We start from the raw sequence: 25,228 nt of genomic DNA on the forward strand, positions 1-25,228 counted from the left end.
CCTAGCTTCATGATGGGACTCAGGGGACGGACATGCGTTGGCAGGGCGGACGGACAGGCGGCGGCGGAGTCGAGGATCGGCGAGGCCTCGGCGGCGGGGCGCTGGCGGGCGGCGGCATCGGCGTCGGGGTGCTGGCCATCATCGGCTATCTGGTGTTCGGCATAGACCCGGCGACCACCACCCAGTTGGCCAGCCAGTTCGGCGGCGTCGGCGCCAAGCAGCAGCAGGGTCAGGTCGGGACGCCTGAAGATCAGGCCGGTCGGTTCGTCGATGTCGTCGGGGGCAATATCAACGACGTCTGGACCCAGAAGCTGAACGGCTACGAACCGCCCAAGGTGGTCATCTATGAACAGGGCACATCGACCGGCTGCGGCTATGGCCAATCGGCCATGGGGCCCTTCTATTGCCCGACCGACAGGACCGTGTATCTGGACCTGGGCTTCTGGCAGGAGATGGAGACGCAACTGGGCGCCTCGGGCGCCGACTTCGCCCGCGCCTATGTCATCGCCCACGAGTTCGGCCACCACGTCCAGACCCTGACCGGAACCTCGGCCCAGGTCCGTCAGGCCCAGCAGCGCGCGCAAGGGGAAGCTGAAGCCAACCAGTATTCCGTCGCGCTGGAGCTTCAGGCCGATTGCTACGCCGGCGTCTGGGCCAGGAACGCCTCGGCCGTCTCGAACGGCCAGGTCGCCCTGGAGCCCGGCGACATCGAGGAAGGCATGAAGACCGCCCAGGCCATCGGCGACGATACGCTGCAACGCCGGGGCGGCGGCCGCGTTTCGCCAGAGAGCTTCACCCACGGCTCCGCAGCCCAGCGGGTCGAGTGGCTGCAACGCGGCTATCAGTCGGGCGACCCGGCCGTCTGCGACACCTTCAGCGGCGCCTGAACAAGGTTTTCGGTGACGGATTCTGCGGGTTGCGGGTCTGGTCCCGCGCCCCTAACACCGCCTAGCGCGCCCCAGCGACGCACAGACCGACGGATACATTCCCATGCACGCTCGCGCCGGCCGCCAGGCCCTTCCGGAAGACCTGATCGACCTCGACACCCTGATCGGCGCCTATGGATCCGGCCGGCCCGACATGGCCGACCCGGCCCAGCGGGTGGTGTTCGGCACCTCGGGCCACCGGGGCTCGGCTCTGGACAGCGCCTTTACCGAGAGCCACATCCTGGCCATCGCCCAGGCGGTCGCCGAATATCGCGCGGCGCAGGGGATCGACGGCCCGCTGTTCGTCGGGCGCGACACCCACGGCCTGTCCGAACCCGCCTGGCGCACGACGCTGGAAGTGCTGGTCGGCAATGGCGTCGAGGTGCTGATCGACGCCCGTGACGGCTTCACCCCGACCCCGGCCGTGTCCCACGCCATCCTGGCTTACAACCGCGCCAACACGCGCCAGGCCGACGGGATCCTGATCACCCCGTCGCACAATCCGCCCCGCGACGGCGGCATCAAATACAATCCCCCCTCCGGCGGTCCGGCCGGGAGCGACGCCACCGGCGCCATCGCCGCCCGCGCCAATCAGCTGATCGAGGGCGGCCTGGCCGAGGTGAAGCGCGTTCCGTTCGACAGGGCTTACGCCACGGCCGGCCGGTTCGACTTCATGGGCGCCTATATCGACGACCTGCCCAGCGTGCTGGACCTGGACGCCATCCGCGACGCCGGGGTCCGCATGGGGGCCGATCCGCTGGGCGGGGCGGCCGTGGCCTATTGGGGCGAAATCGCCGACCGGCATCGGCTGAACCTGACCGTGGTCAACGACGTCGTCGATCCGCGCTGGGCCTTCATGCCGCTGGACGCCGACGGCAAGATCCGCATGGACTGTTCGTCGCCCAGCGCCATGGCCAATCTGATCCAGATGATGCAGGGCGGATCGGCCTATGATCTGGCCTTCGGCAATGACGCCGACGCGGACCGCCACGGCATCGTCACCCCCGACGGCGGCCTGATGAACCCCAATTATTTCCTGGCGGCGGCCGTCGCCTATCTGTTCGCCAACCGTCCCGGCTGGGGCCCACACGTGGCCGTGGGCAAGACCCTGGTCTCGTCTTCAATGATCGACCGCGTCGTCGCCGGCATGGGCCGCCGCCTGCTGGAGACGCCAGTCGGGTTCAAGCATTTCGTGCCCGGCCTTCTGGACGGAACCGTCGGCTTCGGCGGTGAGGAATCGGCCGGCGCCTCCTTCCTGCGGCGCGACGGCACGGTCTGGTCCACAGACAAGGACGGCCTGCTGCTGTGTCTGCTGGCGGCCGAGATCCAGGCCCGCACGGGCCAGAGCGCCAGCCAGCTCTATGCCGGCCTGACCGAACAATACGGCGCTCCCGCCTATGCCCGGATCGACGCCCCCGCTGACCGGACGCAAAAGGCGCGCCTGGCCGCGCTCAGCCCCACCGACGTCGCCGCCACCACCCTGGCCGGCCAGCCGATCACCGACATCCTGACCAAGGCCCCCGGCAATGGCGAGGCCATCGGCGGGTTGAAGGTCGTGACCGCCGACGCCTGGTTCGCCGCCCGTCCGTCGGGCACCGAGGACGTCTACAAGATCTACGCAGAGTCCTTCCTGGGAGCGGATCACCTGGCCCAGGTCCAGGCCGAGGCCAAGACGCTCGTGGCCGCCGCCCTGGCGGGCTGAAGGGCTTGAGGCTTGACTTTATGTCCGCGAACGTCCATTTGCGCTGCGTCGCACAATCGCGATCTCCGGCGTCTCCAGCGCGTGTAAGTCCATCTCGGACCTGTCTGTAGAAGCCGCCGGCCCCTCAAGTTCATTCGCTGCCCGGACACGCGGGGCGGCGCCCGATCCACCCCGCAGGCTTCACTCCGAAGCCCGGCCGGGACTGGCGGTGCGCGGCCCTAAGGCGTCATGCCATGGCTGAAAGCGCCCTGCCGCACGCGAAAGACACTGCTGTGAGCACCACATTCGAATCCATGGGCCTGAACAAGGCCCTTCTTCAGGCGCTGGCGTCGGAAGGCTACACCAAGCCGACCCCGATCCAGGAAAAGGCCATCCCCGACGTCATGCAGGGCAAGGACCTGCTGGGCATCGCCCAGACGGGCACCGGCAAGACCGCCGCCTTCGCCCTGCCGATCCTGCATCGCCTAGCCGAGAACCGCATCGCCCCCAAGCCGCGCACGACGCGCGTGCTGGTCCTGTCGCCCACGCGTGAACTGGCCACCCAGATCGGCGACAGCTTCAAGGCTTACGGCGCCCACCTGGGCTTCCGGGTCGCGGTCATCTTCGGCGGCGTGAAATACGGCGCCCAGGAGCGGGCCCTGCAACAGGGTCTGGACATCCTGGTCGCGGCGCCCGGCCGTCTGCTGGACCACATCCAGCAGAAGAACCTGGACCTGTCCTCGACCGAGATCTTCGTCCTGGACGAGGCCGACCAGATGCTGGACCTGGGCTTCATCAAGCCGATCCGTCAGATCGTCAGCCGCATCCCGGCCAAGCGCCAGAACCTGTTCTTCTCGGCGACCATGCCGACCGAGATCGGCAAGCTGGCGGGTGAGCTGCTGAAGGACCCGGTCAAGGTCCAGGTCACGCCGCAATCCACCACCGTCCAGCGCATCAGCCAGTCGGTCGTCCATGTCGAACAGGGCCGCAAGCGCGCCCTGCTGACCGAAATGTTCAGCGATCCCGAGTACACGCGCTGCCTGGTCTTCACCAAGACCAAGCACGGCGCCGACAAGGTCGCGGCCTATCTGGAAGCGGGCGGGGTCGAAGCCGGCGCCATCCACGGCAACAAGTCCCAGCCCCAGCGTGAACGCACGCTGGAAGCCTTCAAGAAAGGCAAGCTGCGCGTCCTGGTCGCCACCGACATCGCCGCGCGCGGCATCGATGTGGACGGCGTCTCGCACGTCGTGAACTTCGAGCTGCCCCATGTGCCGGAAAGCTATGTCCACCGCATCGGCCGCACCGCGCGGGCTGGCAAGGACGGCACCGCCGTCAGCTTCGTCGCCGGCGACGAGATGAAGCTGCTGAAGGATATCGAGAAGGTCACGCGCCAGAAGATCCCGGCCATCGACCGCCGCAACGACAAGGCCCTGGGCCAGCTGGACGCCACCATCATGGCGACCGGCGTCGGCAAGAAGGCGACCATGCCGGAACGCGAAGGCGGCGAGCGCAACGAAGGCGGCCGGGGTGGTCGTGGGCGCAGCCGCGTGCCGCACCGCGACGGCGTCCGTCCGGAAGGCGGCGGTCAGCCGCATCGTCAGCGCCGCGCCCGTCCCGGCGAGACTCCGGCGGCTCCGCGTCCCGAGCGCGCCTACAACCCCCTGGCCGGTGAGCGCGTGCCCTCGATCAACGACAACGCCAAGCCTGCGGAAGGCGAAATGAAGCGCCGCCCCCGTCGCCGTCCGTCGAACGGCGGCAAGGGCTACGGCGGCGCGGCCAAGGCCTGATCTCCGCTCGCCACCCTCGGGCTTGCCCCGAGGGTGGCGGACCGGAAATCGGCGATAAAAAACGGCGGCTCCTTTGCAGGAGCCGCCGTTCCTGTTTCAGCCGATGGCTGTGGACCTTAGAAGTTCCAGGTCGCGCCCATCGAGAAGCCGACGCCGTGGCCCTTGGCCTCGCCGCGCAGGGTGGAGACGACCAGGCCGTTGCCATACACGTCGCGGGTGTCGTTGATCGTGGCCGTATCGATGTCGATATAGGTCACGGCGCCGTCGAAGGTCATGGAGCCCACGCTCTTCGACAGACCGGCGGTGTAGAGGAACCGGTCGCCGTCCGGGATACGGGCGGTGCGGTGATCGTCCGGCGTCGGGGTCGGGTCGTAGCCCAGGCCGGCGCGGACCGTCATGGTCGGATCGATCTTGTAGTCGAAGCCGATCGCGCCGGAGGTGACGTCGTCATAGTCCTGAACGATGGTCGAGGAGCCGGAGGTTCCGTAGGTCACGCGGATGGCGTCGAACTCGCTCCAGCCGATCTGGTTGACCTGGGCGTTCAGCGTCAGGCGGTCGTTGACGGCGTAACGGGCCGAGACGGTGGCGTACCAGGGGGTGGTGAAGCTGGCGACGCCGTCAGCCGAGACGTTGGCGGCCGCCAGAACGCCCGTCAGGCCCGAGATGTTCACGGCGCCTTCCAACTCGTGCTCGATCTTGGAGCGATAGGACAGACCCAGGTCCAGCTTGCCGAAATGCATCTGGGCGCCGGCGTTCCAGCCGTAGTCCCAGCCGTCGCCTTCAAGCTGGTTGCGGCCGTCGGTGCTGGGCGAGACGGCATAGGTCGGAGCAAAGACGCCGGGGATGGCCACGTTCGGCAGGGCCGAGCTCAGGGTCGCCTTGGCGTACTGGGCGTCAAAGCCGGCGCCGATGTCCAGCCAGTCCGTGACCGTCATGGCGGCCACCAGGCTGACGTTGGCCGAGCGCAGTTCCGACGTCAGGGCGTCGTAGCGGGCGAAATCGGTCGGCTCGTACTTGGTGGTGAAGTTGAACGGCGCCTGGACGGCCATGCCGACGTTGAAGCGGTCGCCGATCGGCATGGAGACGGCGAAGTTCGGGATGATGCCGCTTTCGACCACGTCATGGACGTGCGGATCGCCGTTGACCGGCGCAGTCCGGCTGACGATGGCCGGGGTGGGGACGTTGTAGGTCAGGCTGGAGCCGCGATCATCGACGTCTGAGTCCAGGATCAGGCCGTGCATGCCGGTGTAGACCTGGCGCTGGGTTCCGGCGATCGCGGCGGGGTTCCACCACAGGGACTGCACGCCCTTGTCGGCGCCTTCGCCCGAGTTGGCGCGGCCCTGGCCGCGGGTCGATTGTTCCTGCACGTAGAACGAACCGGCCATGGCAGGCGCGGCGACGCCGGCCAGCAGGACGGTGGTCAGGGCGATGCCGCCCATACGAGCGAGATTCCTGGGAGTCATAAGCCATTCCTATAGTGTTGCCCCCGCCATCAACCGCGGCGGTGGGTATCGGGGAGGGTTGTGCACGGCAGCGCTTTCGTCAGGAAAACGTTGCATGCATGGCCGCTCTCCGCCGGGAAACGGGCGAAACTGTGTCGGAAAAACTGCACACGATCACACCGGCGAGAGGTTACGCAGCGGCAGGTTCATTCCGTCAGGTGACAGTGTCGTGCAACACACAGTCGGGCATGACGCTGGGTAAGGAATCCTTGACCGCCGCACAATCGCCTTGCGTATCCATGATAGGATGGTCATCTGAAAATCCCTCGCCGCCGCTGATTGAACCATGTACGAAACGCCCGATCTGGAAACCGACGCCCTGGTCCGCACCAGCGCCATCCGCATTCACCAGGCGGAGGACTTCGAGGGCATGCGCAAGGCCGGCCGTCTGGTCGCCGAAGCCTTGGACATGATCACGCCGCATGTTCAGCCGGGCGTGCTGACCAGCACCATCGATGACCTGATCCGCGAATTCACCCTGGACCACGGCGGCCTGCCGGCCTGCCTCGGCTACAAGGGCTATGAGAAGACGGTCTGCACCTCGATCAACCACGTGGTCTGTCACGGCATTCCGGGCGACCGGGTGCTGAAGGACGGCGACATCGTCAATATCGACCACACGGTCATCGTCGATGGCTGGCACGGCGATTCCAGCCGGATGTATGCGGTCGGCGAGATCAACGCCCGCGCCAAAAAGCTGATCGACGTGACCTATCAGTCGCTGGATCTGGGCCTGGAACAGGTCAAGCCGGGCAATACTTTCGGCGACATCGGTTTCGCCATCCAGAAATTCGTCGAGGCCCAGCGCATGAGCGTGGTGCGCGACTTCTGCGGCCACGGCATCGGCCGGGTCTTCCACGACAGCCCCAATGTCCTGCACTACGGCCGCAAGGGCGAGGGCGCGGTGCTGAAGCCGGGCATGTTCTTCACCGTCGAGCCGATGGTGAACCTGGGCAAGCCGCACGTGAAGGTGCTGTCGGACGGCTGGACCGCCGTGACGCGCGACAAGTCCTTGTCGGCCCAGTGCGAACACACCATCGGGGTGACGGAAGACGGGCTGGAAATCTTCACCGTCAGCCCGGCCGGACTGTTCCGCCCCAACTGAACCCTTGATCCCCCCTCGCCTTCCGCACAGGTTGCGGCGGGAAAGGCAGGGGACATGCTGGACGACCTGACACCCGAACCCAAACCGAAGCCGCGTCACAGCGGTCATCGCGACCGGCTGCGCGAGCGGGCGGCCAAGGGCGGGTTGGGCGCCCTGCCCGACTATGAGCTGCTGGAACTGCTGCTGTTCCGCTCCATCCCCTACAAGGACGTCAAACCGCTGGCCAAGGATCTGCTGGCCCGGTTCGGCGGGCTGGAGGGCATAGGCGCCGCCAGTCACGAGGCCGTCGAGGATCAAGTGGCGCGGACCCTGGCCTATGCGCCCGGCAAGGCGACGCGGGCAGTGGCGCTGGACCTGCAGCTGATCTTCGACGTGACGCGCCGGATCGCGCGCGAGCCGACGGCGAAACGGCCGGTCATCTCGTCTTGGAGCGCCCTGCTGGCCTATGTGCGGGTGGCGCTGCAACACGAGCCGCGCGAGCAGTTCCGCGTCCTTTACCTGGACAAGAAGAACCAGCTGATCCTGGACGAAATCCAGAACCGCGGCACCGTCGATCACGCCCCCGTCTATCCCCGCGAAGTGGTGCGACGGGCGTTGGAACTGTCGGCCAGCGCCCTGATCCTGGTTCACAACCACCCGTCCGGCGACCCCACCCCCAGCCGCGCCGACATCGAGATCACGAAACAGGTTGTGCAGGCCGGACGAGCCCTTAACGTCGAGGTTCACGACCATCTGGTCGTCGGCCGCGACGGGGTGGCCAGCTTCAAGCAACTGGGCCTGATGTGAACGCTGAGATTCTGACGACCGAGAGACTGGTGCTGACGCCGGTCGCCGCGACCGACTTCAACGACCTGTCGGCCCTGTGGCTGAACGAGGACTTCACCCGCCACATCATGGGCCGCGCCCTGTCGACGGAAGAGGTCTGGTTCCGTCTGCTGCGCGACCTGGGTCACTGGGCGGCCCTGGGCCACGGCAACTGGACGATCCGGCTGAGGGACGGCGGAACCTATCTGGGCAGCGTCGGGGTGTTCGACTATCGCCGCGACCTGACGCCGCCGTTCGATGCGCCGGAATTGGGCTGGGGCGTCGCGCCCGCCTTCCAGGGCAAGGGCTACGCCGCCGAGGCCTTGAGCGCAGCCCTGGCCTGGGTCGATGGATCCCTGGCGGCGGCGCGAAGCGTCTGCATGATCGCGCCGGAGAACCTGGCTTCGCTGAAACTGGCGGCGCGCGTCGGATTCCGTCCCTATGCGACCGCGACCTACAAGGACCATCCGGTTCAGCTGTTCGAACGCCCCCGCCCCGGCGCGGCGCCCGGCGCGGACGAGACGTAGCCCGCCATTAAGGTTTATCGGGCATGCTGAAGGGGAACGATCCGAGAGCCCCGCCCATGCCCATGTCCGTCGAAGCCCTGCGCCAGCACCTGATCGAGGCCTTTCCCGACGCCGAGATCGCCATCGACGACCTGGCCGGCGACGGCGACCATTATCGCGCCCGTATCGTCTCCAGCGCCTTCGAAGGCATGCCCCGCGTGCGCCAGCACCAGCTGGTCTATGCTGCGCTGAAGGGACAGATGGGCGGCGAACTGCACGCCCTGGCGCTGGAAACCGCCGCCCCGCCCAAGGAGGGTTGACCCCATGCGCTATCGCCCCTTCGGCGTGTCCGGCGCCGCCATTTCCAACCTGACCCTCAGTTTCGGGCTGGACAATCTGGCGCGCGGTCGTGAGGGCGCGCTGAACCTGCTGTATTCCGCCCTGGAAGCCGGGGTGAATTCCTATCGGCTCGAGACCGCCGATCCGGTTGCGGCCGAGGTGCTGGGCGAAGCCCTGACCCATGTGGACCGCAAACTGGTCTGTGTCAGCCTGACCTTGGGGGTCGGCGCGGGACGCGAGGCGGAACGGGATTTCTCGGCCGAGGGCATGACCGCCGCCATCGACCGGGTTCTGCATTTCTCGGGCCTGGGCTGGATCGACGTCGCGGTGCTGCACGAGCCGGGCGAACACGAACTGCCGCAGTCGTCGCTGAACGCGCTCAAGGCCCTGCGCGCCACCGGCCGCATCAAGCTGCTGGGCGTGGCGGGCGGCGGCGAAGTCATGGACACCTATGTCTCCACCGGCGCCTTCGACGCCCTGTTCACCCCTTTCGACATCAACGCCGACTGGCGGCTGCGCAATCGTATCCGCGCCGCCCGCGAACAGGATATGTCGGTCTTCGCCTACGACTATTTCACCGACCGCCGCGCCAAACCGCGTGGAACCGAGCCTGTTGCGAAAAAGGGCTTCTTCGGCCTGGGCGGCGCGCCTAAACGCCCGCCCCAATCGCGACAGAGCGACGCCTTCGGCTTCCTGTATCGCACACCGAACTGGCCGGCCGAGGCGATCTGCCTCAGCTATGTTCTGACCGATCCGACCATCTCCAGCGTCATCATACACGCCAATGACGGGGAACGGCTGAGCATGCTGGCCGCCACGCCGGAACGCGACCTGCCCCCGGGCCTGGCCGCCCAGATCGAAATGGGCCGGGTCACGGCCTCGGCTGCGGCCTGATCTCGAAGCATAGACACGACCACGCCTTGACCCGGCCGTCGCCTCTCCCTAGCTGACGACCTTCACGAAAGGCCCTCTCCCGTGACCGACACCGTTCCTGCCGCCAATCCCGTCCACGCCTTCATCGGCGACACCGTCGCCCAGCATGACGTCGTGCTGTTCATGAAGGGCACGCCGGACCAGCCCCGCTGCGGCTTCTCCTCGCTGGCTGTCCAGATACTGGACCATGTCGGGGCGTCCTTCGTCGGCGTCGACGTGCTGCAGGACGAAGCCCTGCGCGAGGGCGTCAAGAGCTTCACCGACTGGCCCACCATTCCCCAGCTGTATGTGAAGGGCGAATTCGTCGGCGGATCCGACATTATCCGCGAAATGTTCCAGGCCGGCGAACTTCAGGCTCTGATGGCCGAGAAGGGCGTTGCGCTCGGCGAAGCCTGATGGCTCGCCCGGTCCTGACGCCACGCGAGGACCGTGAGGTCTTCGTCGTGCCGCTGGAGGTCCGTCCCGAACACATCGACGCCAACGGCCACGTCAACAATGTCGTCTATGTCGGCTGGCTTCAGGACGTCGGCACGGCCCATTGGAACGCCCGCTTCGACGCGGAGACCCGTTCGCGATGCTCCTGGGTCGCCCTGCGGCACGAGATCGACTATCTGCGCGCCATCGCACCCGGCGCGACCGGGGTCGTGGCCCGGACCTGGGTGGGCGACCCGCAGGGACCGCGCTTCAACCGCTATGTCCGCATCGAGGACGCCGAGGGCCGGGTCTGCGCCCAAGGCGTCTCGGAATGGTGCCTGGTGGACGCTGCGACCCTTAGGCCGCAGCGCATACCGTCGTCGATGCTGAAGGTGTTCGAGACTACTTCAGCGGATTGAGGATCCGCGCCGGCGTTCCAGGCTCCAGGTCCAGGTCGGCATAGGTCCAGCGCAGTTCCACGCCATCGGGGACCAAGGCCTTGCAAAGGTCCGGCTTGGTGCGACGCAGGGTGATCTCGGTCGGCGTATTGTCCGACACCGAAACCTCGAAGTCCGCGGCCTGGGTGCAGCCGTTGGAATCGACCCGGACGACCAGGGCGCCGTTCATGAAACGGGCCTCCCGAATGGCTTCAGCCGGCGGGGCGTCGTTGCGGGTCACGTTGACCGAGACGTTTTCACCCGCATCGCTGTCATAGATGACGCAGGCCGACAGCAGAGGCGCGACGAACGCCGCGACCGCGAGACCCTTCAGCAGGCCGCGCATCATTGGTCCGACGCCGGGGCGGTGACGACCCGCGTGGTCGGCTTTTCGGTCGAGACGATGATGCAGCCCGACAGCAACGGGGCTGCGATGGCGATGGCGAGAGCGAGACGAAGCATTGGTGTGATCCCCTAATGAAGCTTGACGCTTTTGTGGCGCGTGGCGGGCGTGCAGGCACGTGAATTTTCGGCAAGCCAGGTGAACAATCGGAAAGGTCAGGTCTTGATCGCGACTGCAACCGGCATAGCTACCGTCCTGCCCCTCCCCCGGACATCCCCATGAGCCAGCTCTTCCAACCGCGCAGCATCGGCCCCCTGACGCTGAAGAACCGCATCGCCATCGCGCCCATGTGCCAGTATTCCGCGATCGACGGCGTGCCCCAGCCCTGGCATATCCAGCATATCGGACGTCTGGCGCTGTCGGGCGCGGGCTTGGTCATCATCGAGGCCACGGGGGTGGAGGCCGCCGGCCGGATCACGCCCGACGACACCGGCCTGTGGAACGACGAACAGGAGGCCGCCTTCGCGGAAATCCTGAAAGGCATCCGGACCTATTCCCACACCCCCATCGGCGTGCAGTTGGGCCATGCGGGTCGCAAGGCCTCGACCTCGGCCCCGTGGAAGGGCGGCCGCGCCCTGGGCCTGGACGAAGGCGCCTGGCAGACCTACGGCCCATCGGCCCTGCCCTTCCGCGACGACTGGCATACCCCCGCCGAAATGACCGAGGCGGACATGGACCGGGTGGTCGCCTCCTTTGAGGACGCGGCCCGCCGCGCCGACCGCGCCGGGTTCGACCTGGTGGAACTGCACGCCGCCCACGGCTATCTGCTCACCGAATTCCTGTCGCCCCTGTCGAACCACCGCGCGGACCAGTACGGCGGCTCAGCCGAGGCCCGGATGCGCTTCCCCCTGCGCGTGGCCCAGGCTCTGCGCGAGGCCTGGCCCAGGACCAAGGCCCTGGGCGTGCGTTTCAACGGGTCTGACTGGGTCGAAGGCGGGGTGACGCTGGACGAGGTGATCGCCTTCGGACGCGCCCTGCATCAGATGGGCTACGACTATCTGCACCTGACCTCGGGCGGCAATGTCGCCCGCGCCGAGATTCCGGGCGCCGAGCCGGGCTATCAGGTCCGCTTCGCCGAGGCGGTCAAACAGGCCGTGCCGGACGCCGCCGTCATGGCCGTGGGCATGATCTTCGATCCGCAACAGGCCGAGGACATCATCGCCTCGGGCCAGGCCGACATCGTCGCCATCGCCCGCGCGGCGCTGGACGATCCCAACTGGCCCCACCACGCCGCCGCGGCCCTGGGTCAGGGCGAGGGTCTGCCGCCCCAGTATGAACGGGCGGGCAAGGCGCACTGGCCGGGTTACGGCCGCTAAGACCGTTTCAGGTCTGGGGCAGTTGATAGGGGTTGTTGACGCTGACGGGCGAGCCGGGCGCCAGGCCCAGTTCCTCGAACGACCACTTCAGCTCGACCCCGTCGATCAGGGGCTCCTTGCAGGTGTCCTCGTCGATGCGGCGCAGGGTTATGACCGCATCGGCGCCCTTGATGCTGACGATGGGGATCAGGTCTTCCTTGCGGGTGCAGCCGTTGGAACTGACCCAGAAGACGGCCGCGTCCTTGGTGAAGGCGGCGGCGTGGATTGGTTCAAGCGCGCCGGGCATGCCCGCGGTCGAAACACTGGGCGCATCCACCCCGGCGCAGGCGGACACGCCCGACACAGCGGCGATAAACGCCATAGATTTGAAGACGGCGCGCATCGCTTAGGCGGCCTCCCCTGCTCCGTCGAACCCTGAACAGCCCGAGAATGCGCCTGTTCGCCCCGGAAGGGAACAGGCCGATAAACGAAGGGCCCCGGACGGATCCGGGGCCCTTCCAACTCAATTTTCTGCTGTCGCTCAGATCGCTCCAAGGATGATCGCCGCGCCAGAGAAGGCTTCGATTACGAAGCGTAGTATTCGACGACTAGGTTCGGTTCCATCTTCACCGGATACGGCACGTCCGTCAGTTCCGGCACGCGGACGTAACGGACCGAGAACGAACGGTCGGACAGTTCCAGATAATCCGGCACGTCCCGTTCCGACGACTGCTGGGCCTCGATGACCAGCGCCATGTTGCGCGACTTTTCCTTCACCGTGACGACGTCTTCCGGCTTCACGCGGTAGGACGAGATGTCGACCTTCTTGCCGTTGACCAGGACGTGGCCGTGGCTGACGAACTGGCGGGCGGCCCAGACGGTGGGGACGAACTTGGCGCGGTAGACGATGGCGTCCAGACGCGATTCCAGCAGGCCGATCAGGTTTTCCGAGGTGTTGCCCTTGCGACGAGCCGCCTCGTCATAGGTCTTGGCGAACTGCTTCTCGGTGATGTTGCCGTAGTAGCCCTTCAGCTTCTGCTTGGCCTTCAGTTGCAGACCGAAGTCCGAAACCTTCGACTTGCGACGCTGACCGTGCTGGCCGGGACCGTAAGAACGCTTGTTGACCGGCGACTTGGCGCGGCCCCACAGGTTCTCACCCATGGCCCGGTCGATCTTGTATTTGGCGCTGTGGCGCTTGGACATTCTATTCTCTTTTCGACGATGCGGCCCGGCATCCCCTCGATTGGGAATGCGATCTCAACGGCGGTCCACGCATCTTCCGTCATCAATCCCGCGTCCGGCGAACCGGAAGCGTGGAAGGCGGCGCTTATCGCCACACAGGCCTCCGGAGTCAAGCCGCGCCGCGCGTTAAGCACGATGGCCGGGAACCCCGGACCTTTCCTGGTCTTTTCGTCATCGGCGGAGTCTGTCTAGACCCCGCTGCGGAGGAAACCATGGAGTCATCGCCCCCCACGACCGTCGGCCTGTCCGAACCGGCCTTCGAAACCTTGAAGCACAAGCTGATCGACCTGGTCGAACCGCTGTCCGACAGCCAGTTGCTGGATCTCGCCGACGGGATCCACGAACTGCTGCGCCAGCGACGCACCCTGCGGCAACACCACGCCGAACGCATGACGGAACGCGCGCGCCTGGCGTCGCTGAGCTGAGGCCACAACGCCAGGCCACGATCAGGCGGCCGGCTGCGCCTCGCTGATAAACATCGCCCGGCCCTCACGGGTCTGGACCTTCCCTAGGCCGGGGAAGGGGAAATGATAGGCGTAGATGTGTGCGCCCGAAGCCCTCAGGGCCGTGATCTGATCCAGACGCGCCTTCTTGCCCGCAACCGGGTCGTTGTCATAGCCGACGGTCCAGTCCGGATGTTCCACCGACAGGACCCAGTGGTGCATCAGGTCGCCCGTATACAGCAGCTGGTTCTGTCCGTCGGCGATCAGATAGGCGACGTGACCCGGTGTATGGCCGGCCGTGTCCTGGGTCTCCACGCCTGGCGCGACCTCGTCACCCGGACGGAAGGTCTGGACCTTGGGCGTGATCACGCGAACCAGGTCCGCCATTTGGGGATTGGCGCGGATCGACGCCCATTCCGCGTCCGACATCCGGATCGCGGCGTTGGGGAAGGCCAGGGCGCCGTCGGCGACCAGGCCGCCCACGTGATCGGGGTGGCCGTGCGAGATCATCACGTCGGTGATGCTGGCCGGATCGACGCCCGCCGTCTGCAGGCTCTGCATCAACTGCCCCTTGCCCCCGCCCAGACCGGTGTCGAACAGCATGGTCCGGGCGCCGTTCCGCACCAGCAGCGGATGGATCTCCAGCATGATGGGATCGGCCGGTTGTCCGGCGGCGGTCAGGGGGGCGGCGACCGCCTGGGGCGTCAGGCCCACGCCGAAGACCTTGTTGTCGTTCGGCACGGGGTTCTGGCCGTCGAACAGGGCGATGGCGTCCAGGGCGCCGATCTTGAACCGATAGACCGGCTTCTCCGCCGGGGCGGCGACCGTCGAGGTCGGGTTCGGCGGCGCAGGCTCGCCGGATTTCTGATCGTTCGCCGCCGGGGAGCAGGCCGCCAGGGTCAGGGCCGTCACGGCCGCCGTCGCCATAAGAATCCGCATCGTTTCACTCCTGTGTGCAGGCTGAATCGAAAACGCCCGCCGGAGGTTCCGGCGGGCATCGTCTTATTGCTTAGGCCGGGCTTAGACGGCGGCGGCGTACAGTTCGTTGACCTTGTTCCAGTTCACCACCGACCAGAAGGATTTCAAATAGTCGGCGCGGCGGTTCTGGTATTTCAGATAATAGGCATGTTCCCAGACGTCGGCGCCCAGGACGACCTCGCCGCGCTCTTCCACCACATCCATCAGCGGATTGTCCTGGTTCGGCGTGGAGGTGATCTTCAGCTTGCCGTTCTGGACGATCAGCCAGGCCCAGCCCGAGCCGAACTGGGCGGCGCCGGCGGCGTTGAAGTCTTGCTTGAACTTGTCCATCCCGCCCAGGTCGCTGTCGATGGCGGCGGCCAGTTCGGCCGAGGGTTCGCCGGTCTGATCGGCGGGGGCCAGCAGTTCCCAGAACAGGCTGTGGTTCCAGTGACCGCCGCCATTGTTGCGCACGGCCTTGGGGGCGGTCGAGATGCTGGTGAAGATCTCCTCCAGCGACTTGCCCTGCAGGTCCGCGTCCGCATCGACCGCCTTGTTCAGGTTATCGACATAGGTCTGGTGGTGCTTGTCGTGGTGGAAGGTCATCGTCTCCTTGTCGATGGCCGGCTCCAGCGCGTCATAGGCGTAGGGCAGCGGGGGCAAGGTGAAGGCCATGTCTGTCTCCTGAAGACGGTTGTTCTGAACCCCATTTAGGGGCTGTGGCGTCTGACCCAAGCGAATTAATCCAGTTTTTGTTCAGCTTGGCCATTTGCATTGCCTGACAAGACGAACGATTGTCCATACGTCAATCGGAGGCTGTCATGTCGCGCATCGGATTCATCGCCCTGACGGCGCTGGCCGTTTCCGGAAGCGGTTGCACCAGTTTGCGGGCGCTGGATCAGGCCGCGACCGATCTGGCCAACCAGACGCCGACCTGCACCCAGGAACCCGCAGTCGGCATCGACAACTATGGCGGCAAGACCTGCACGATCACTCATACCGTTCGGTCCTCAACGACCACGACCACGACCGTAGAGGAAACAGGCAAGGAGCCCGTCACCACCCGCACCGTCACGACGCCGTCGGGAACAACGACCGAGATCGTGCCGACGCCGTAAGGGATCAAGTCAGCCGACGGGCAAGTTCGCCTTCAGGCATTCGCGCACGGCGCGCTTGACGTCGCCCGGCGCATTGGGCTCGTCCACGCCCTCGGCGGCGAAGACGGCGCGGACGGCGGCGTCCAGCCCGGCCGGCAGGGCGGCGATCACGCGCTTTTGCCCCTTCTCATGCAGACAGAAGCCCACCTCGCGGCACAGGGCGGAAAACATCGGCTCATAGGGATCGGTGGCGCTCATCACGCCCCTCTAGCATCAGGGGATGAGACGCGACAGCCAGTGCATCAGGTTCAGTGCGAACTGTTGGTCGTCATGGCCGCCGGTGTTCAGGCCGAAATGATAGGGTTCGCGGTCCGGCTGGTCAGGGAAACGCACGATCTGCGCAGTCAGCATGCCGGCTTCACCCAGCACCACGACCCTGCCCGCGCCGAACGGGAAGGCAAGCCCCTGGGCCGGCAGGGCGGGCCGCGCCAGCTCCGCCGTCACGACATCCACATCCTCGCCCGCGCGCAGGCGTTGCCGAATGGCCTGAAGGGTGGCGAGATCCGGCGCTTCGAACGCGTTGTCGCTCATCGCCAGCAACACGGTCGATCCGTCGGGCCCCTTGAGGGACTGGCCGGTGAAGGTGTTGACGATCTGCACGCCCTCGCCGCCCCCACGACCGGCGATGATCGGGTGATCCCCCAGCGCCTGTCGCGGAAAGACCAGATTGGCCGTGACGTCGTTGCGAACAGATTGAAAGGCGTAGCCCTTGCCCATCGTCACGCCGAACCGTGCGCCCAGCGCTTCGGCCGCCGTTCCATGCGGCGCGTGATCGACTGCAAGCAGCAGGGAACCGCCCAGTGCGACCCACCGCGCCATGGCCTCGATCTCGGCCTCGTCAAAGGCCGAAACGCGAGAGCCGTTCTCGGGGCTGGCGGCGTTGGCGATCACCAGCACCGCGACCCCATCCAGCGCGCCCGGCGCATCCAGTCGCCCGCGCCCCGCTTCAACCCCATAGCCGTCGGCCCGCATAAGGGCGGCAAACCCGGCATATCGGCCGTCGATAGTCTGAAGGCTTCCATGCCCCTGATCGACACGGATCAGGGGTCCATCAGCCGTATAGGCTGGAACGGCGACCTGCGGACGCCAGTCGAGATCGCCCACCTGTTCCTGCGCTGCGGCCAAAGAGGCGTTTAAGGCCACGAGCAGCCCCAGCATCAGGACCGAGCCGAGGCGCATCATCCTCAGGCCTTCAGCCGTTCAGCGTGGAAGGCGATGTGGTCGGCGATGAAGCTGGTCATGAAGAAGTAGGAGTGGTCGTAGCCGGGCTGCAGCCGGATGGTGACCTTCTGACCGGCGGCGTCGGCGGCGGCCTGGAGCAGTTCGGGCTTGAGCTGGTCGGTCAGGAAGCTGTCGGCGTCGCCCTGGTCGATCAGGATGTCGTCATAGACAGACTTGGCGGCGCCGGCCTCGATCAGTCTGGCGGCGTCGTGGCGGTCCCATTCGGCCCGGTCCTCGCCCAGATAGGCGGTGAAGGCCTTTTCGCCCCAGGGGCAGCGCGTCGGCGAACAGATGGGGGCGAAGGCCGAGACAGAGCGGAACAGGTCGGAGTGTTTCAGCGCCAGGGTCAGGGCCCCGTGGCCGCCCATGGAATGGCCCGAGATCGACCGGACGCCTGTAGTGGGGAATTCGGCGTCGATCAGGGCGATCAGTTCGTCCGTGACATAGGACTCCATGCGGAAGTGCGGAGCCCAGGGCGTCTGGGTCGCATCGACATAGAAGCCCGCGCCCTGGCCCAGGTCATAGGCCGGATCATCGGCCACACCCTCGCCGCGCGGCGAGGTGTCGGGCGCGACGATGATGACGCCGTGCTCGGCGGCGGCGCGATAGGCGCCGGCCTTGGTGGTGAAATTGTCCTCGGTGCAGGTCAGGCCCGACAGCCAGATCAGCACCGGGAACGGCCCCTGCCCGCCCGGAACGAAGACCGACAAGGTCATGGGCGTGCCGGTCACGGCGCTGTCGTGCTTCAGATAGCGCAGGGTTCCGCCGTGGACGATGTGGGTCTTGGTGGTCTGCATCAGTCGACGACCCGGTGCATGGCGCAGATCTTGTTGCCCGAGGGATCGCGCAGATAGGCGAGATACAGTTTCCCGAACGCGCCCTGGCGCAGGCCGGGCGGGTCCTCGATCGTGGCTCCGCCGGCCGCGACGCCTGCCGCGTGGAAGGCGTCGACCATGGCCGTGTCCTTGGCCGCAAAACCGATGGTGCCGCCGTTGGCGTGACAGGCCGGCTCGCCGTCGATCGGCTTGCCCACGGCGAAGGCGCCGTGCGCCGTGCGCCACCAGTAGCGGCCCTTGGGATCCGGCCCCTGAGCGGAGTCGATGCCGAGAGCGCCGAGAGCGGCGTCATAGAAGCGGCGCGACGCCTCGATATCGTTGGCGCCGACGGTGACGTGGGTGAACATGCGTCTCTCTCCCTTGAACTAGAAGACCACCACAGACCGGATGCTCTCTCCGGCGTGCATCAGGTCGAAGGCCTTGTTGATGTCCTCCAGACCGAAGGTGTGGGTGATCATCGGGTCGATCTCGATCTTGCCGTCCATGTACCAGTCGACGATCTTCGGCGTATCGGTGCGGCCGCGCGCGCCGCCGAAGGCCGAGCCGCGCCACACCCGGCCCGTCACCAGCTGGAAGGGGCGGGTGGAGATCTCCTTGCCGGCCTCGGCCACGCCGATGACGATGCTCTCGCCCCAGCCGCGATGACAGGCCTCCAGCGCCTGGCGCATGACCACGGTGTTGCCGGTGCAGTCGAAGGTGTAGTCGGCGCCGCCCCCGGTCAGTTCGACCAGATGGGCCACCACGTCGGAGACCTCTTTCGGATTGACGAAATGGGTCATGCCGAAGCGACGGCCCCACTCTTCCTTGTCGGGGTTCAGATCGACGCCGACGATCATGTCGGCCCCGACCATCTTCAGCCCCTGGATGACGTTCAGGCCGATGCCGCCCAAACCAAAGACCACGGCGTTGGCGCCTGGCTCGACCTTGGCCGTGTTGACCACGGCCCCGACGCCGGTGGTCACGCCGCAGCCGACGTAGCAGGCCTTGTCGAACGGCGCGTCCTTGCGGATCTTGGCCAGGGCGATCTCGGGCAGGACCGTATAGTTCGAGAAGGTCGAGCAGCCCATGTAGTGGGCGATGGCCTGACCCTTGTAGCTGAAGCGGCTGGTGCCGTCGGGCATCAGCCCCTTGCCCTGGGTGGCGCGGATCGAGGTGCACAGGTTGGTCTTGCGCGACAGGCACGACTTACACTGGCGGCATTCGGGCGTGTACAGGGGAATGACATGGTCCCCGACCGCGACCGAGGTCACGCCCGGCCCCACCTCGACCACCACGCCGGCGCCCTCGTGCCCCAGGATCGAGGGGAAGATGCCCTCGGAGTCCAGACCGTCCAGCGTATAGGCGTCGGTGTGGCAGATGCCGGTGGCCTTGATCTCGATCAGCACCTCGCCGGCGCGCGGCCCCTCCAGATCGACCTCGACGATCTCGAGCGGACGTTTGGCCTCGAAGGCGACGGCGGCGCGGGTTTTCATAATTCTGGTCCTTCGGACGTCCCTACCGCTCGCCGCGCGGCGGCTTGCTACATGAGGAACAGGCTGGATGATGTGATCCTGTTCTAGGCCGCTCCCGGCATCGATGAAACGGCGATAAACGCAAAACATTATTGCCAGGCAGGGACAATCGTGTTGCACCTTCCGTATGAGCAGTCGTTGGGACGGGATCGACGAATTCACGGCGGTGGCTGAACAGGCCAGTTTCTCGACGGCGGCGAAGCGGCTGGGCCTTTCCACCTCTGCGGTCAGCCGAGAGATCGCGCGATTGGAGGACCGACTGCAGACCCGGCTGCTGAACCGGACGACCCGCCGGGTCGAACTGACCGACGCCGGCCGCGATTTCCTGGCGCGTTGTCGCCGACTGATCGACGAAAGGGACGAGGCCCTGGCGGCCGTTCAGCCGGATGACAGCGCCCCGCGCGGCCTGCTGCGGATGACCTGTTCCGTCTCCTATGGAGAACGCTTCGTGGCCCCGGCGGTCAACCGCTTCGCGCGCGATCATGCCGAGCTGTCGATCGAGCTGGACCTGGACAACCGGCTGCGCGACCTTGTCGGCGACGGCTATGATCTGGCGATCCGGTTCGGGCATCTGACGGACTCGCGACTGATCGCCCGACGACTGGCGTCGCGACGGCTGATCCTGTGCGCCGCGCCTGCCTATCTGGCCCGGCGGGGCGCGCCGCGGGACCTGTCCGAACTGCCGGCCCACGATCTGCTGACCGGATCATCGGAACACTGGCGCTTCAGCGAGGCGGGGCGCGAAACCAGTTTCCGTCCCCAGGGCCGATGGCGCTGCAACTCGGGCGCCGCCGTGCTGGATGCTGCGGTCCAGGGGCTGGGCCTGTGCCAACTGCCGGACTTCTATGTCACCGAACCGCTACGCGCCGGCGCCCTGACCGCCCTGCTGACCGAGCACCGTCCGCCCGATGAAGGCGTCTGGGCCGTCCATCCGCACCGCCGCCATGTCCCCCCCAAGGTGCGGTTGATGATCGACCATCTGCGCGCCAGCCTGGCGGCTTGACACATCACGGGCCTGCATCGTCCACGCGCAACGATCGTCTGATCCAGCCGCGGGGGGTCCCTGCGCCGACAGAGGACCCGGAACGGCTGGAACAACATCGCGCGCCGATGGATTCTTGGCCGGCCCGACTACGCCGCCTATCTGGCGAACTTTGGCGCTTGCTGACCGAGCCGCAGGTCAGGCAAACAATCGCATCATGAACCTCGTCGTCCTGACCGGCGCCGGCATATCGGCCGAAAGCGGCGTGCCCACATTTCGCGCCGAAGACGGTCTGTGGTGCGGGCATCGGGTCGAGGCTGTGGCGACGCCGGGGGGCTATGCGGCGGATCCCGCCCTGGTGCAGGACTTCTATAACCAGCGGCGGCGGCAGTTGGCGCAGGTTCAGCCGAACGCCGCCCATCGCGCCCTGGCCGAGCTGGCGGCGCGCTGGCTGGGCGATTTCCTGCTGGTGACGCAGAACGTGGATGATCTGCACGACCGGGCTCACGCCGAGGTCCCGCCGACGGCGGGGTTCGAACTGATCCATATGCACGGCGAACTGCTGAAGGCGCGCTGCACCCGGTCGGGGGTGGTGATGGACTGGCCCGGCGACATGGCGGCGGACGAGGCTTCGCCCCATCATCCGCAGGGGCGGATGCGGCCGCACATCGTCTGGTTCGGGGAGATGCCGTTGGCCATGGAGCGGATCGAAACGGCGCTGGAGACCTGTGACCTGTTCGTCTCCATCGGCACCTCGGGCGCGGTCTATCCGGCGGCGGGGTTCGTACAGGCGGCGCGATACGCCGGGGCGCGGACGGTCGAGATCAACCTGGAGCCGACGCAGGGTGCGCGCCTGTTCGACGAGGGGGTGTACGGCCCGGCAACCCAGGCCGTGCCAGCCTTCTTCGAGACGTTGTAGATACGAAAACGGCGGCCGCTGCGAAGCGGCCGCCGTTCGGGTCTTCAGGTCTGCGAGACCTTAGGCGAGGACCACGATGGTCACGCGGCGGTTCTGCGACCGACCCTCGGGGGTATCGTTCGAGGCGACCGGCTCTTGCGGGCCGTAGGAGATGGTCGACATGCGGTTCAGGGCGACGCCCTGACGGTTCAGGAAGCGACGCACGGCCTCGGCGCGCTGCTCGCCCAGCTGGTTGTTGTGTTCGACGGGGCCGGTGGCGTCGGTATAGCCTTGGATTTCCAGATAGACGTTCTTGTTCTCGTCGCGCAGACGTTGGGCGAACTGGGCCAGGCGCTGCTCGGCCTCGGGCGACAGGGCCGAGGCGTCGGTCGGGAACTTCACGGAATCGTCCGACAGGACGACCTGATAGAGGAACTTGCCCTCGGCTAGTTTGTGGGCGTCGTTGGCGCGTTGCAGGGCCTGGCCCGCCGTGCCTTCGACCCCGGTGACGCGGGTGTCCACCACCTCGACCTGATCACGCACGAAACGATGGCTGGCGCAGCCGCTGGCCGCAAAGCCGAGGGCGATGAGGGCGCCGCCGACGACCGCCGTCCTGAGTTTCGATCTGCTCAAGTTCTGTCTCCTTCTTGCCGGGGGCGCCACACCCAGTTCATGCGCCAGATGAAAATGGCGTAGGCGACAAGGCGGAGTAATGACGTGCTTTTGGCCGGAAAATGTCAGCTTAGCCGTATAATTAGCACCGATTTCGCACGATTATTGCGCCATCTCGGAACCGGAGCGCGAGCCGGGACGTTAGCCCGCCAACAGGCTTCGCCCTGTGGCGGACGCCCTGATCTATCGCTGATCTTGAACAGCGACCGGTTGTATTCACAACCACGCCACCTTCCTGCCGCGACCGAATGTTTTCAACAGGTCGTCGTGATTTTTTACAGGGGTTGGCGACGGATGACCATGCGACCGATCATCTTCGACACGTCACGGATCGACGATTGAGCGGCGAGCGTCCCGACCGGACCCGGCGCTGGCCCCTGGCGGCCGCCTGCGTCGTCGCCGGCCATGCGGCCCTGGTGCTGGTCATGACAGCCGCGCGGCCGGAACCGCTCCCGACGCCCCATGAAGCGGCGCCGGTGATGGTCGAACTGGTCGAACCGCCGCCCCCGCCTGCTCCCATCCCCGCGCCCGATCCGGCGCCGACGCCCGACGCGCCGGCCGCAGCGGCTCAGACCCCGGCGCCGCCCAAACCCGCGCCCCAGCTTCGCCCGCCCGCCGTGGCCGCCGCGCGTCCTCGAAAAATCGTCGCCCAGCCGCCGCCGGACGTCGAGCCCCTGCCCGCCGCCCCCGCGCCGCCGGGACCGCCCCTGCCCCTGCTGGGCGCGGCGCAGCTGGCCGGCGCCGCGACGGTCGGATCGGGTCCGGGCGGCGGCGCTGGAAACGGCGTGGGCGGGGCCGGCGGGACGGGCGGATCCGGCGCCGGATCCGGCTCGGGCGGCGGGACTTGCGACATGGTCCGCTGGGTTCAGGACGCCGTGCGCGACGACGCCGCCGTGCGCCGCGCCGTCATCGCCGCCAGCGAGGAGATGAACGCCTCGGGCCGCGCCATCCTGGTCTGGAACGGCGACTGGCTGCAAAGCCGCAACCAGTCCGGCAAGGGCCTGGCCGGCGTGCGTCAGGCCATCGCCTTGGAGGTCGCTTTCGCTCCGGCCGAGTGCAAGAACCAGCGGATGACCGGCCTCGCCGTCCTGAAACTGGAGGACGGCGTCGACGGAGCGCGGATCGCCCTGGGCAAGGGCAGCTGGCGCTGGTCGGATTTGCTGGGGGCGAGGTAAAGCGCCTTGACGCCCTCTTAACGCCCCTCGTTTGGCCGCATCCATCGCCCAGGCATCAAACTCTCAATGCCTTCGAATGAACTCGGCAGCGCGGACGCGGGCACTTTGGCGACCTGCCGAAGGAGGTCGATGGGGAGTAGAAAGAAGCTCGTACTCATAATTCCCCTATAGCCGCCACAGCAAGGCGGCGCCGGCGGTGTATGCAAAACCGTTACCGCCCAACCACTGGGCGCCCGTATTGCAACGACATCGAATACGATAATCGGACGGTCGAGCGGCGCTCTTAGATGAGAGCAGCGCGAGAGAGGCTTCGCCTCACCATCGATCGGCAGGGTCGGCAAACTCTGCATTTGCGCCGGCCCGTCGATACGGCTCACGCCCGGCACGATTCCCGGCCCCAACGGCAACCTCAACCCGCGCGCCAGGCCTTGGCAGAAGTCAGGCCTCAGAAGCGGCTCGCCTAGCGGGGGTCGATTGAACACCACCTTTGCGACAGGTTTGGCTCCGTCAGAATATTCGCAGAAAGCAGCGCCCCCTTGCGCCTGCCCCGGCAAGGCTCCCGTCGCCACCGCAGACAGCACCACTCCAGAGCCAAGCGACGGACATACAAACCCGCTCGCCTTGTGACGCAATCCACCATCCACAACTTCGAACAGGCTTGCCGCTTCTGGTGACGCCCCATCCAGCAGCCCGCTCAGCGACATGGGCGTATTAGCGCGGTAGGATTGGGAGAGCGCATTGCTGGCGAACAGACACGACGCCAACCCCAGAACGCAGGAAAATATCGCTCGAAATTTCATTCGCCGAATGAGCCACGCCTTGTCCGACTTGGGAAGAGGCGGCGTGCAAGCTCGGCCACAATCCTAGAGATTTCGCGGCCCGAACAGGATGATTCCCGCCCCGACCAGACAGACCAGCCCGCCGATCAGGTCCCAGCGGTCGGGCGTCGCCTTCTCGACCACCGCCATCCAGACCAGAGAGGCGCAGATATAGACCCCGCCATAGGCGGCGAAGGCCCGACCGGCCGCGTCGCTGGGCACCAGGGTCAGCAGTCCGGCGAAGGCGATCAGGCAAACCACGCCCGGCGCCAGCCACAGCGGCGAGCGATCCAACTTCAGCCAGGCCCAGAAGGCGAAACAGCCGCCGATCTCCGCCAGCGCCGCCAGCGGATAGATCAGCAGGGACTTCACTCGGGTGCGTCCGTCTTCGACTTCGCCGCCCGTTCCGCCGCCAGCTTGGCCAGGACGCGGCCCCGCCCTTTGGCCAGGGCGTGGATGGCGCCGCGCATGGTGGCGACCTCCTGTTCGGAGAAGGCGGCGCGGCCCAGCATGACGCGCAGGTTCTGGCTCATCGAACGCTTCTTCTCGGGGGGATAGAAGAAGCCGCCGTGCTCCAGCTCCGCCTCCAGATGTTCGTACATGCCGACCAGCAGGTCGTTCGACGCCGGCGGCTCGCTGTCGCGGAAACGGGGCGGCGGGGCGTCCAGGATCAGGGTGCGCCACTCATAGGCGTTGATCGCCACCGCCTGGGCCAGGTTCAACGAGTGGTGTTTCGGGTCGATGGGAATGGTGACGATGCCGGCGCACAGGGCGATGTCGGTCGTCTCAAGCCCCGCCCGCTCGCCGCCGAACAACAGGCCGGTCTTCAGGCCCGAGGCGGTGTCGTCATACAGGATGCGGCCGGCCTCGCGCGGGGTGCGGACCGGCTGGCGCGTCTCGCGCGGGCGGGCGGTGGTGGCGAAGACGGTGTTCAGGTCGGCGACCGCCTCGGCGACGCTGTCGAACACCCGCACCCCTTCCAGCACCCAGTCGGCGCCCGAGGCCGTGGCCCAGGCCCGCTCCTGGGGCCAGCCGTCGCGCGGCGTGACCAGCCGCAGGTCGGTCAGGCCGAAGTTGGCCATCACGCGCGCCACGGCTCCGATATTCTCGGCCATCTGCGACTTGTCGAGGACGACGGCGGGGGGCGTGAAATCAGCGGCGGCGAATTCGGAAGAAGCGGACAT

30 protein-coding genes are annotated in these 25,228 nt (G+C 66.9%); 16 read left to right on the forward strand and 14 right to left on the reverse strand.

Features of this window, described 5'->3' with window-relative positions; genetic code table 11:
- The first annotated feature begins 32 nt into the window (after positions 1-32).
- The 3 genes from ypfJ to GGR11_RS15315 all read left to right on the forward strand — a co-directional run bounded on the left by ypfJ (position 33) and on the right by GGR11_RS15315 (position 4,394).
- A complete protein-coding gene (gene ypfJ / locus GGR11_RS15305; protein ID WP_183198382.1) occupies positions 33-887 on the forward strand; it encodes a KPN_02809 family neutral zinc metallopeptidase in 855 nt (284 codons plus the stop codon).
- Between the two features lie 103 nt (positions 888-990).
- Complete coding sequence (gene pgm, locus GGR11_RS15310) at positions 991-2,628, forward strand: phosphoglucomutase (alpha-D-glucose-1,6-bisphosphate-dependent) (RefSeq protein ID WP_183198384.1); 1,638 nt, start codon at positions 991-993, stop codon at positions 2,626-2,628.
- A 233-nt stretch (positions 2,629-2,861) separates the two neighbouring features.
- Positions 2,862-4,394, forward strand: a complete 1,533-nt coding sequence (locus GGR11_RS15315) for a DEAD/DEAH box helicase (protein ID WP_221205340.1) — start codon at positions 2,862-2,864, stop codon at positions 4,392-4,394.
- 116 nt (positions 4,395-4,510) lie between these two features.
- Here GGR11_RS15315 and GGR11_RS15320 read toward each other — a convergent pair whose 3' ends face one another.
- On the reverse strand, positions 4,511-5,857 hold the full coding sequence (locus GGR11_RS15320) for an OmpP1/FadL family transporter (RefSeq protein ID WP_246331927.1): 1,347 nt from the start codon (positions 5,855-5,857) through the stop codon (positions 4,511-4,513).
- Positions 5,858-6,182: 325 nt separating this feature from the next.
- Between GGR11_RS15320 and map the strand changes: the two genes are divergently transcribed.
- From map to GGR11_RS15355, 7 genes are all read left to right on the forward strand, one after another.
- Entirely contained in the window at positions 6,183-7,001 is an 819-nt protein-coding gene (gene map / locus GGR11_RS15325; protein ID WP_008263795.1) for a type I methionyl aminopeptidase, read from the forward strand.
- A gap of 54 nt (positions 7,002-7,055) precedes the next feature.
- Positions 7,056-7,787, forward strand: a complete 732-nt coding sequence (gene radC, locus GGR11_RS15330) for a RadC family protein (protein WP_183198386.1) — start codon at positions 7,056-7,058, stop codon at positions 7,785-7,787.
- Positions 7,784-8,332: a GNAT family N-acetyltransferase gene (locus GGR11_RS15335; RefSeq protein ID WP_183198387.1), complete on the forward strand. Its 549-nt coding sequence runs from the start codon at positions 7,784-7,786 to the stop codon at positions 8,330-8,332. The genes radC and GGR11_RS15335 overlap by 4 nt, the downstream gene beginning before the upstream one ends.
- Positions 8,333-8,388: 56 nt before the next feature.
- Positions 8,389-8,631, forward strand: a complete 243-nt coding sequence (locus GGR11_RS15340; protein WP_183198389.1) for a BolA family protein — start codon at positions 8,389-8,391, stop codon at positions 8,629-8,631.
- Positions 8,632-8,635: 4 nt separating this feature from the next.
- Positions 8,636-9,544 carry an aldo/keto reductase gene (locus GGR11_RS15345; protein ID WP_183198391.1) on the forward strand — a complete coding sequence of 303 codons (909 nt, stop codon included), beginning with the start codon at positions 8,636-8,638 and terminating at the stop codon, positions 9,542-9,544.
- Positions 9,545-9,625: 81 nt separating this feature from the next.
- Positions 9,626-9,979, forward strand: coding sequence for a Grx4 family monothiol glutaredoxin (gene grxD / locus GGR11_RS15350; RefSeq protein WP_183198393.1), 354 nt, complete (start codon positions 9,626-9,628; stop codon positions 9,977-9,979).
- Positions 9,979-10,416: an acyl-CoA thioesterase gene (locus GGR11_RS15355; RefSeq protein ID WP_183198395.1), complete on the forward strand. Its 438-nt coding sequence runs from the start codon at positions 9,979-9,981 to the stop codon at positions 10,414-10,416. The genes grxD and GGR11_RS15355 overlap by 1 nt, the downstream gene beginning before the upstream one ends.
- On the opposite strand, the gene GGR11_RS15360 is transcribed toward GGR11_RS15355, so the two are convergent.
- On the reverse strand, positions 10,400-10,783 hold the full coding sequence (locus GGR11_RS15360; protein ID WP_183198396.1) for a hypothetical protein: 384 nt from the start codon (positions 10,781-10,783) through the stop codon (positions 10,400-10,402). The genes GGR11_RS15355 and GGR11_RS15360 overlap by 17 nt on opposite strands.
- A 272-nt stretch (positions 10,784-11,055) precedes the next feature.
- Here GGR11_RS15360 and GGR11_RS15365 point away from each other — a divergent pair, with 272 nt between their 5' ends.
- Positions 11,056-12,153 (forward strand): NADH:flavin oxidoreductase/NADH oxidase, encoded by a 1,098-nt coding sequence (locus tag GGR11_RS15365; RefSeq protein WP_183198399.1) that lies wholly within the window; start codon positions 11,056-11,058, stop codon positions 12,151-12,153.
- A gap of 7 nt (positions 12,154-12,160) precedes the next feature.
- Here GGR11_RS15365 and GGR11_RS15370 read toward each other — a convergent pair whose 3' ends face one another.
- Positions 12,161-12,535 carry a hypothetical protein gene (locus GGR11_RS15370; RefSeq protein ID WP_183198401.1) on the reverse strand — a complete coding sequence of 125 codons (375 nt, stop codon included), beginning with the start codon at positions 12,533-12,535 and terminating at the stop codon, positions 12,161-12,163.
- A gap of 182 nt (positions 12,536-12,717) precedes the next feature.
- Positions 12,718-13,335 (reverse strand): 30S ribosomal protein S4, encoded by a 618-nt coding sequence (gene rpsD, locus GGR11_RS15375; RefSeq protein ID WP_008260153.1) that lies wholly within the window; start codon positions 13,333-13,335, stop codon positions 12,718-12,720.
- A gap of 251 nt (positions 13,336-13,586) precedes the next feature.
- Here rpsD and GGR11_RS15380 point away from each other — a divergent pair, with 251 nt between their 5' ends.
- Positions 13,587-13,799, forward strand: a complete 213-nt coding sequence (locus GGR11_RS15380; protein WP_183198403.1) for a hypothetical protein — start codon at positions 13,587-13,589, stop codon at positions 13,797-13,799.
- Between the two features lie 21 nt (positions 13,800-13,820).
- On the opposite strand, the gene GGR11_RS15385 is transcribed toward GGR11_RS15380, so the two are convergent.
- Positions 13,821-14,756, reverse strand: a complete 936-nt coding sequence (locus GGR11_RS15385; protein ID WP_183198405.1) for an MBL fold metallo-hydrolase — start codon at positions 14,754-14,756, stop codon at positions 13,821-13,823.
- A gap of 81 nt (positions 14,757-14,837) precedes the next feature.
- Complete coding sequence (locus GGR11_RS15390) at positions 14,838-15,449, reverse strand: superoxide dismutase (RefSeq protein ID WP_183198407.1); 612 nt, start codon at positions 15,447-15,449, stop codon at positions 14,838-14,840.
- A gap of 146 nt (positions 15,450-15,595) precedes the next feature.
- On the opposite strand from GGR11_RS15390, the gene GGR11_RS15395 reads away from it, so the two are divergent.
- Positions 15,596-15,892: a hypothetical protein gene (locus tag GGR11_RS15395; RefSeq protein ID WP_183198409.1), complete on the forward strand. Its 297-nt coding sequence runs from the start codon at positions 15,596-15,598 to the stop codon at positions 15,890-15,892.
- A 9-nt stretch (positions 15,893-15,901) separates the two neighbouring features.
- Here the strand turns inward: GGR11_RS15395 and GGR11_RS15400 are convergent, their stop codons facing one another.
- From GGR11_RS15400 to GGR11_RS15420, 5 genes are read right to left on the reverse strand one after another with little or no spacing between them, the layout of a single operon-like run.
- Positions 15,902-16,129, reverse strand: coding sequence for a hypothetical protein (locus GGR11_RS15400; protein WP_183198411.1), 228 nt, complete (start codon positions 16,127-16,129; stop codon positions 15,902-15,904).
- A 15-nt stretch (positions 16,130-16,144) separates the two neighbouring features.
- On the reverse strand, positions 16,145-17,113 hold the full coding sequence (locus GGR11_RS15405; RefSeq protein ID WP_183198413.1) for a DUF4350 domain-containing protein: 969 nt from the start codon (positions 17,111-17,113) through the stop codon (positions 16,145-16,147).
- 2 nt (positions 17,114-17,115) lie between these two features.
- Complete coding sequence (gene fghA / locus GGR11_RS15410) at positions 17,116-17,949, reverse strand: S-formylglutathione hydrolase (RefSeq protein ID WP_183198415.1); 834 nt, start codon at positions 17,947-17,949, stop codon at positions 17,116-17,118.
- Entirely contained in the window at positions 17,949-18,335 is a 387-nt protein-coding gene (locus GGR11_RS15415; protein ID WP_183198417.1) for a VOC family protein, read from the reverse strand. The genes fghA and GGR11_RS15415 overlap by 1 nt, the downstream gene beginning before the upstream one ends.
- A gap of 18 nt (positions 18,336-18,353) precedes the next feature.
- Positions 18,354-19,460: an S-(hydroxymethyl)glutathione dehydrogenase/class III alcohol dehydrogenase gene (locus tag GGR11_RS15420; protein ID WP_183198419.1), complete on the reverse strand. Its 1,107-nt coding sequence runs from the start codon at positions 19,458-19,460 to the stop codon at positions 18,354-18,356.
- Positions 19,461-19,626: 166 nt separating this feature from the next.
- Between GGR11_RS15420 and GGR11_RS15425 the strand changes: the two genes are divergently transcribed.
- The gene (locus GGR11_RS15425; RefSeq protein WP_183198421.1) at positions 19,627-20,502 is read left to right on the forward strand and encodes a LysR family transcriptional regulator; all 876 of its coding nucleotides are present in this window, start codon (positions 19,627-19,629) and stop codon (positions 20,500-20,502) included.
- Positions 20,503-20,698: 196 nt separating this feature from the next.
- The gene (locus tag GGR11_RS15430) at positions 20,699-21,400 is read left to right on the forward strand and encodes an NAD-dependent deacylase (RefSeq protein WP_183198423.1); all 702 of its coding nucleotides are present in this window, start codon (positions 20,699-20,701) and stop codon (positions 21,398-21,400) included.
- 60 nt (positions 21,401-21,460) lie between these two features.
- Here the strand turns inward: GGR11_RS15430 and GGR11_RS15435 are convergent, their stop codons facing one another.
- Positions 21,461-22,012, reverse strand: a complete 552-nt coding sequence (locus GGR11_RS15435) for an OmpA family protein (RefSeq protein WP_183198425.1) — start codon at positions 22,010-22,012, stop codon at positions 21,461-21,463.
- A 377-nt stretch (positions 22,013-22,389) separates the two neighbouring features.
- Here GGR11_RS15435 and GGR11_RS15440 point away from each other — a divergent pair, with 377 nt between their 5' ends.
- Positions 22,390-23,226, forward strand: a complete 837-nt coding sequence (locus GGR11_RS15440) for a hypothetical protein (protein ID WP_246331929.1) — start codon at positions 22,390-22,392, stop codon at positions 23,224-23,226.
- 863 nt (positions 23,227-24,089) lie between these two features.
- Here GGR11_RS15440 and GGR11_RS15445 read toward each other — a convergent pair.
- Together GGR11_RS15445 and GGR11_RS15450 are read right to left on the reverse strand one after the other, a co-directional pair.
- Entirely contained in the window at positions 24,090-24,416 is a 327-nt protein-coding gene (locus tag GGR11_RS15445) for a YnfA family protein (RefSeq protein ID WP_183198426.1), read from the reverse strand.
- A complete protein-coding gene (locus GGR11_RS15450) occupies positions 24,413-25,228 on the reverse strand; it encodes an RNA methyltransferase (protein WP_183198428.1) in 816 nt (271 codons plus the stop codon). The genes GGR11_RS15445 and GGR11_RS15450 overlap by 4 nt, the downstream gene beginning before the upstream one ends.

It is taken from the genome of Brevundimonas mediterranea (assembly GCF_014196125.1).
GTDB classification, from domain to species: domain Bacteria; phylum Pseudomonadota; class Alphaproteobacteria; order Caulobacterales; family Caulobacteraceae; genus Brevundimonas; species Brevundimonas mediterranea.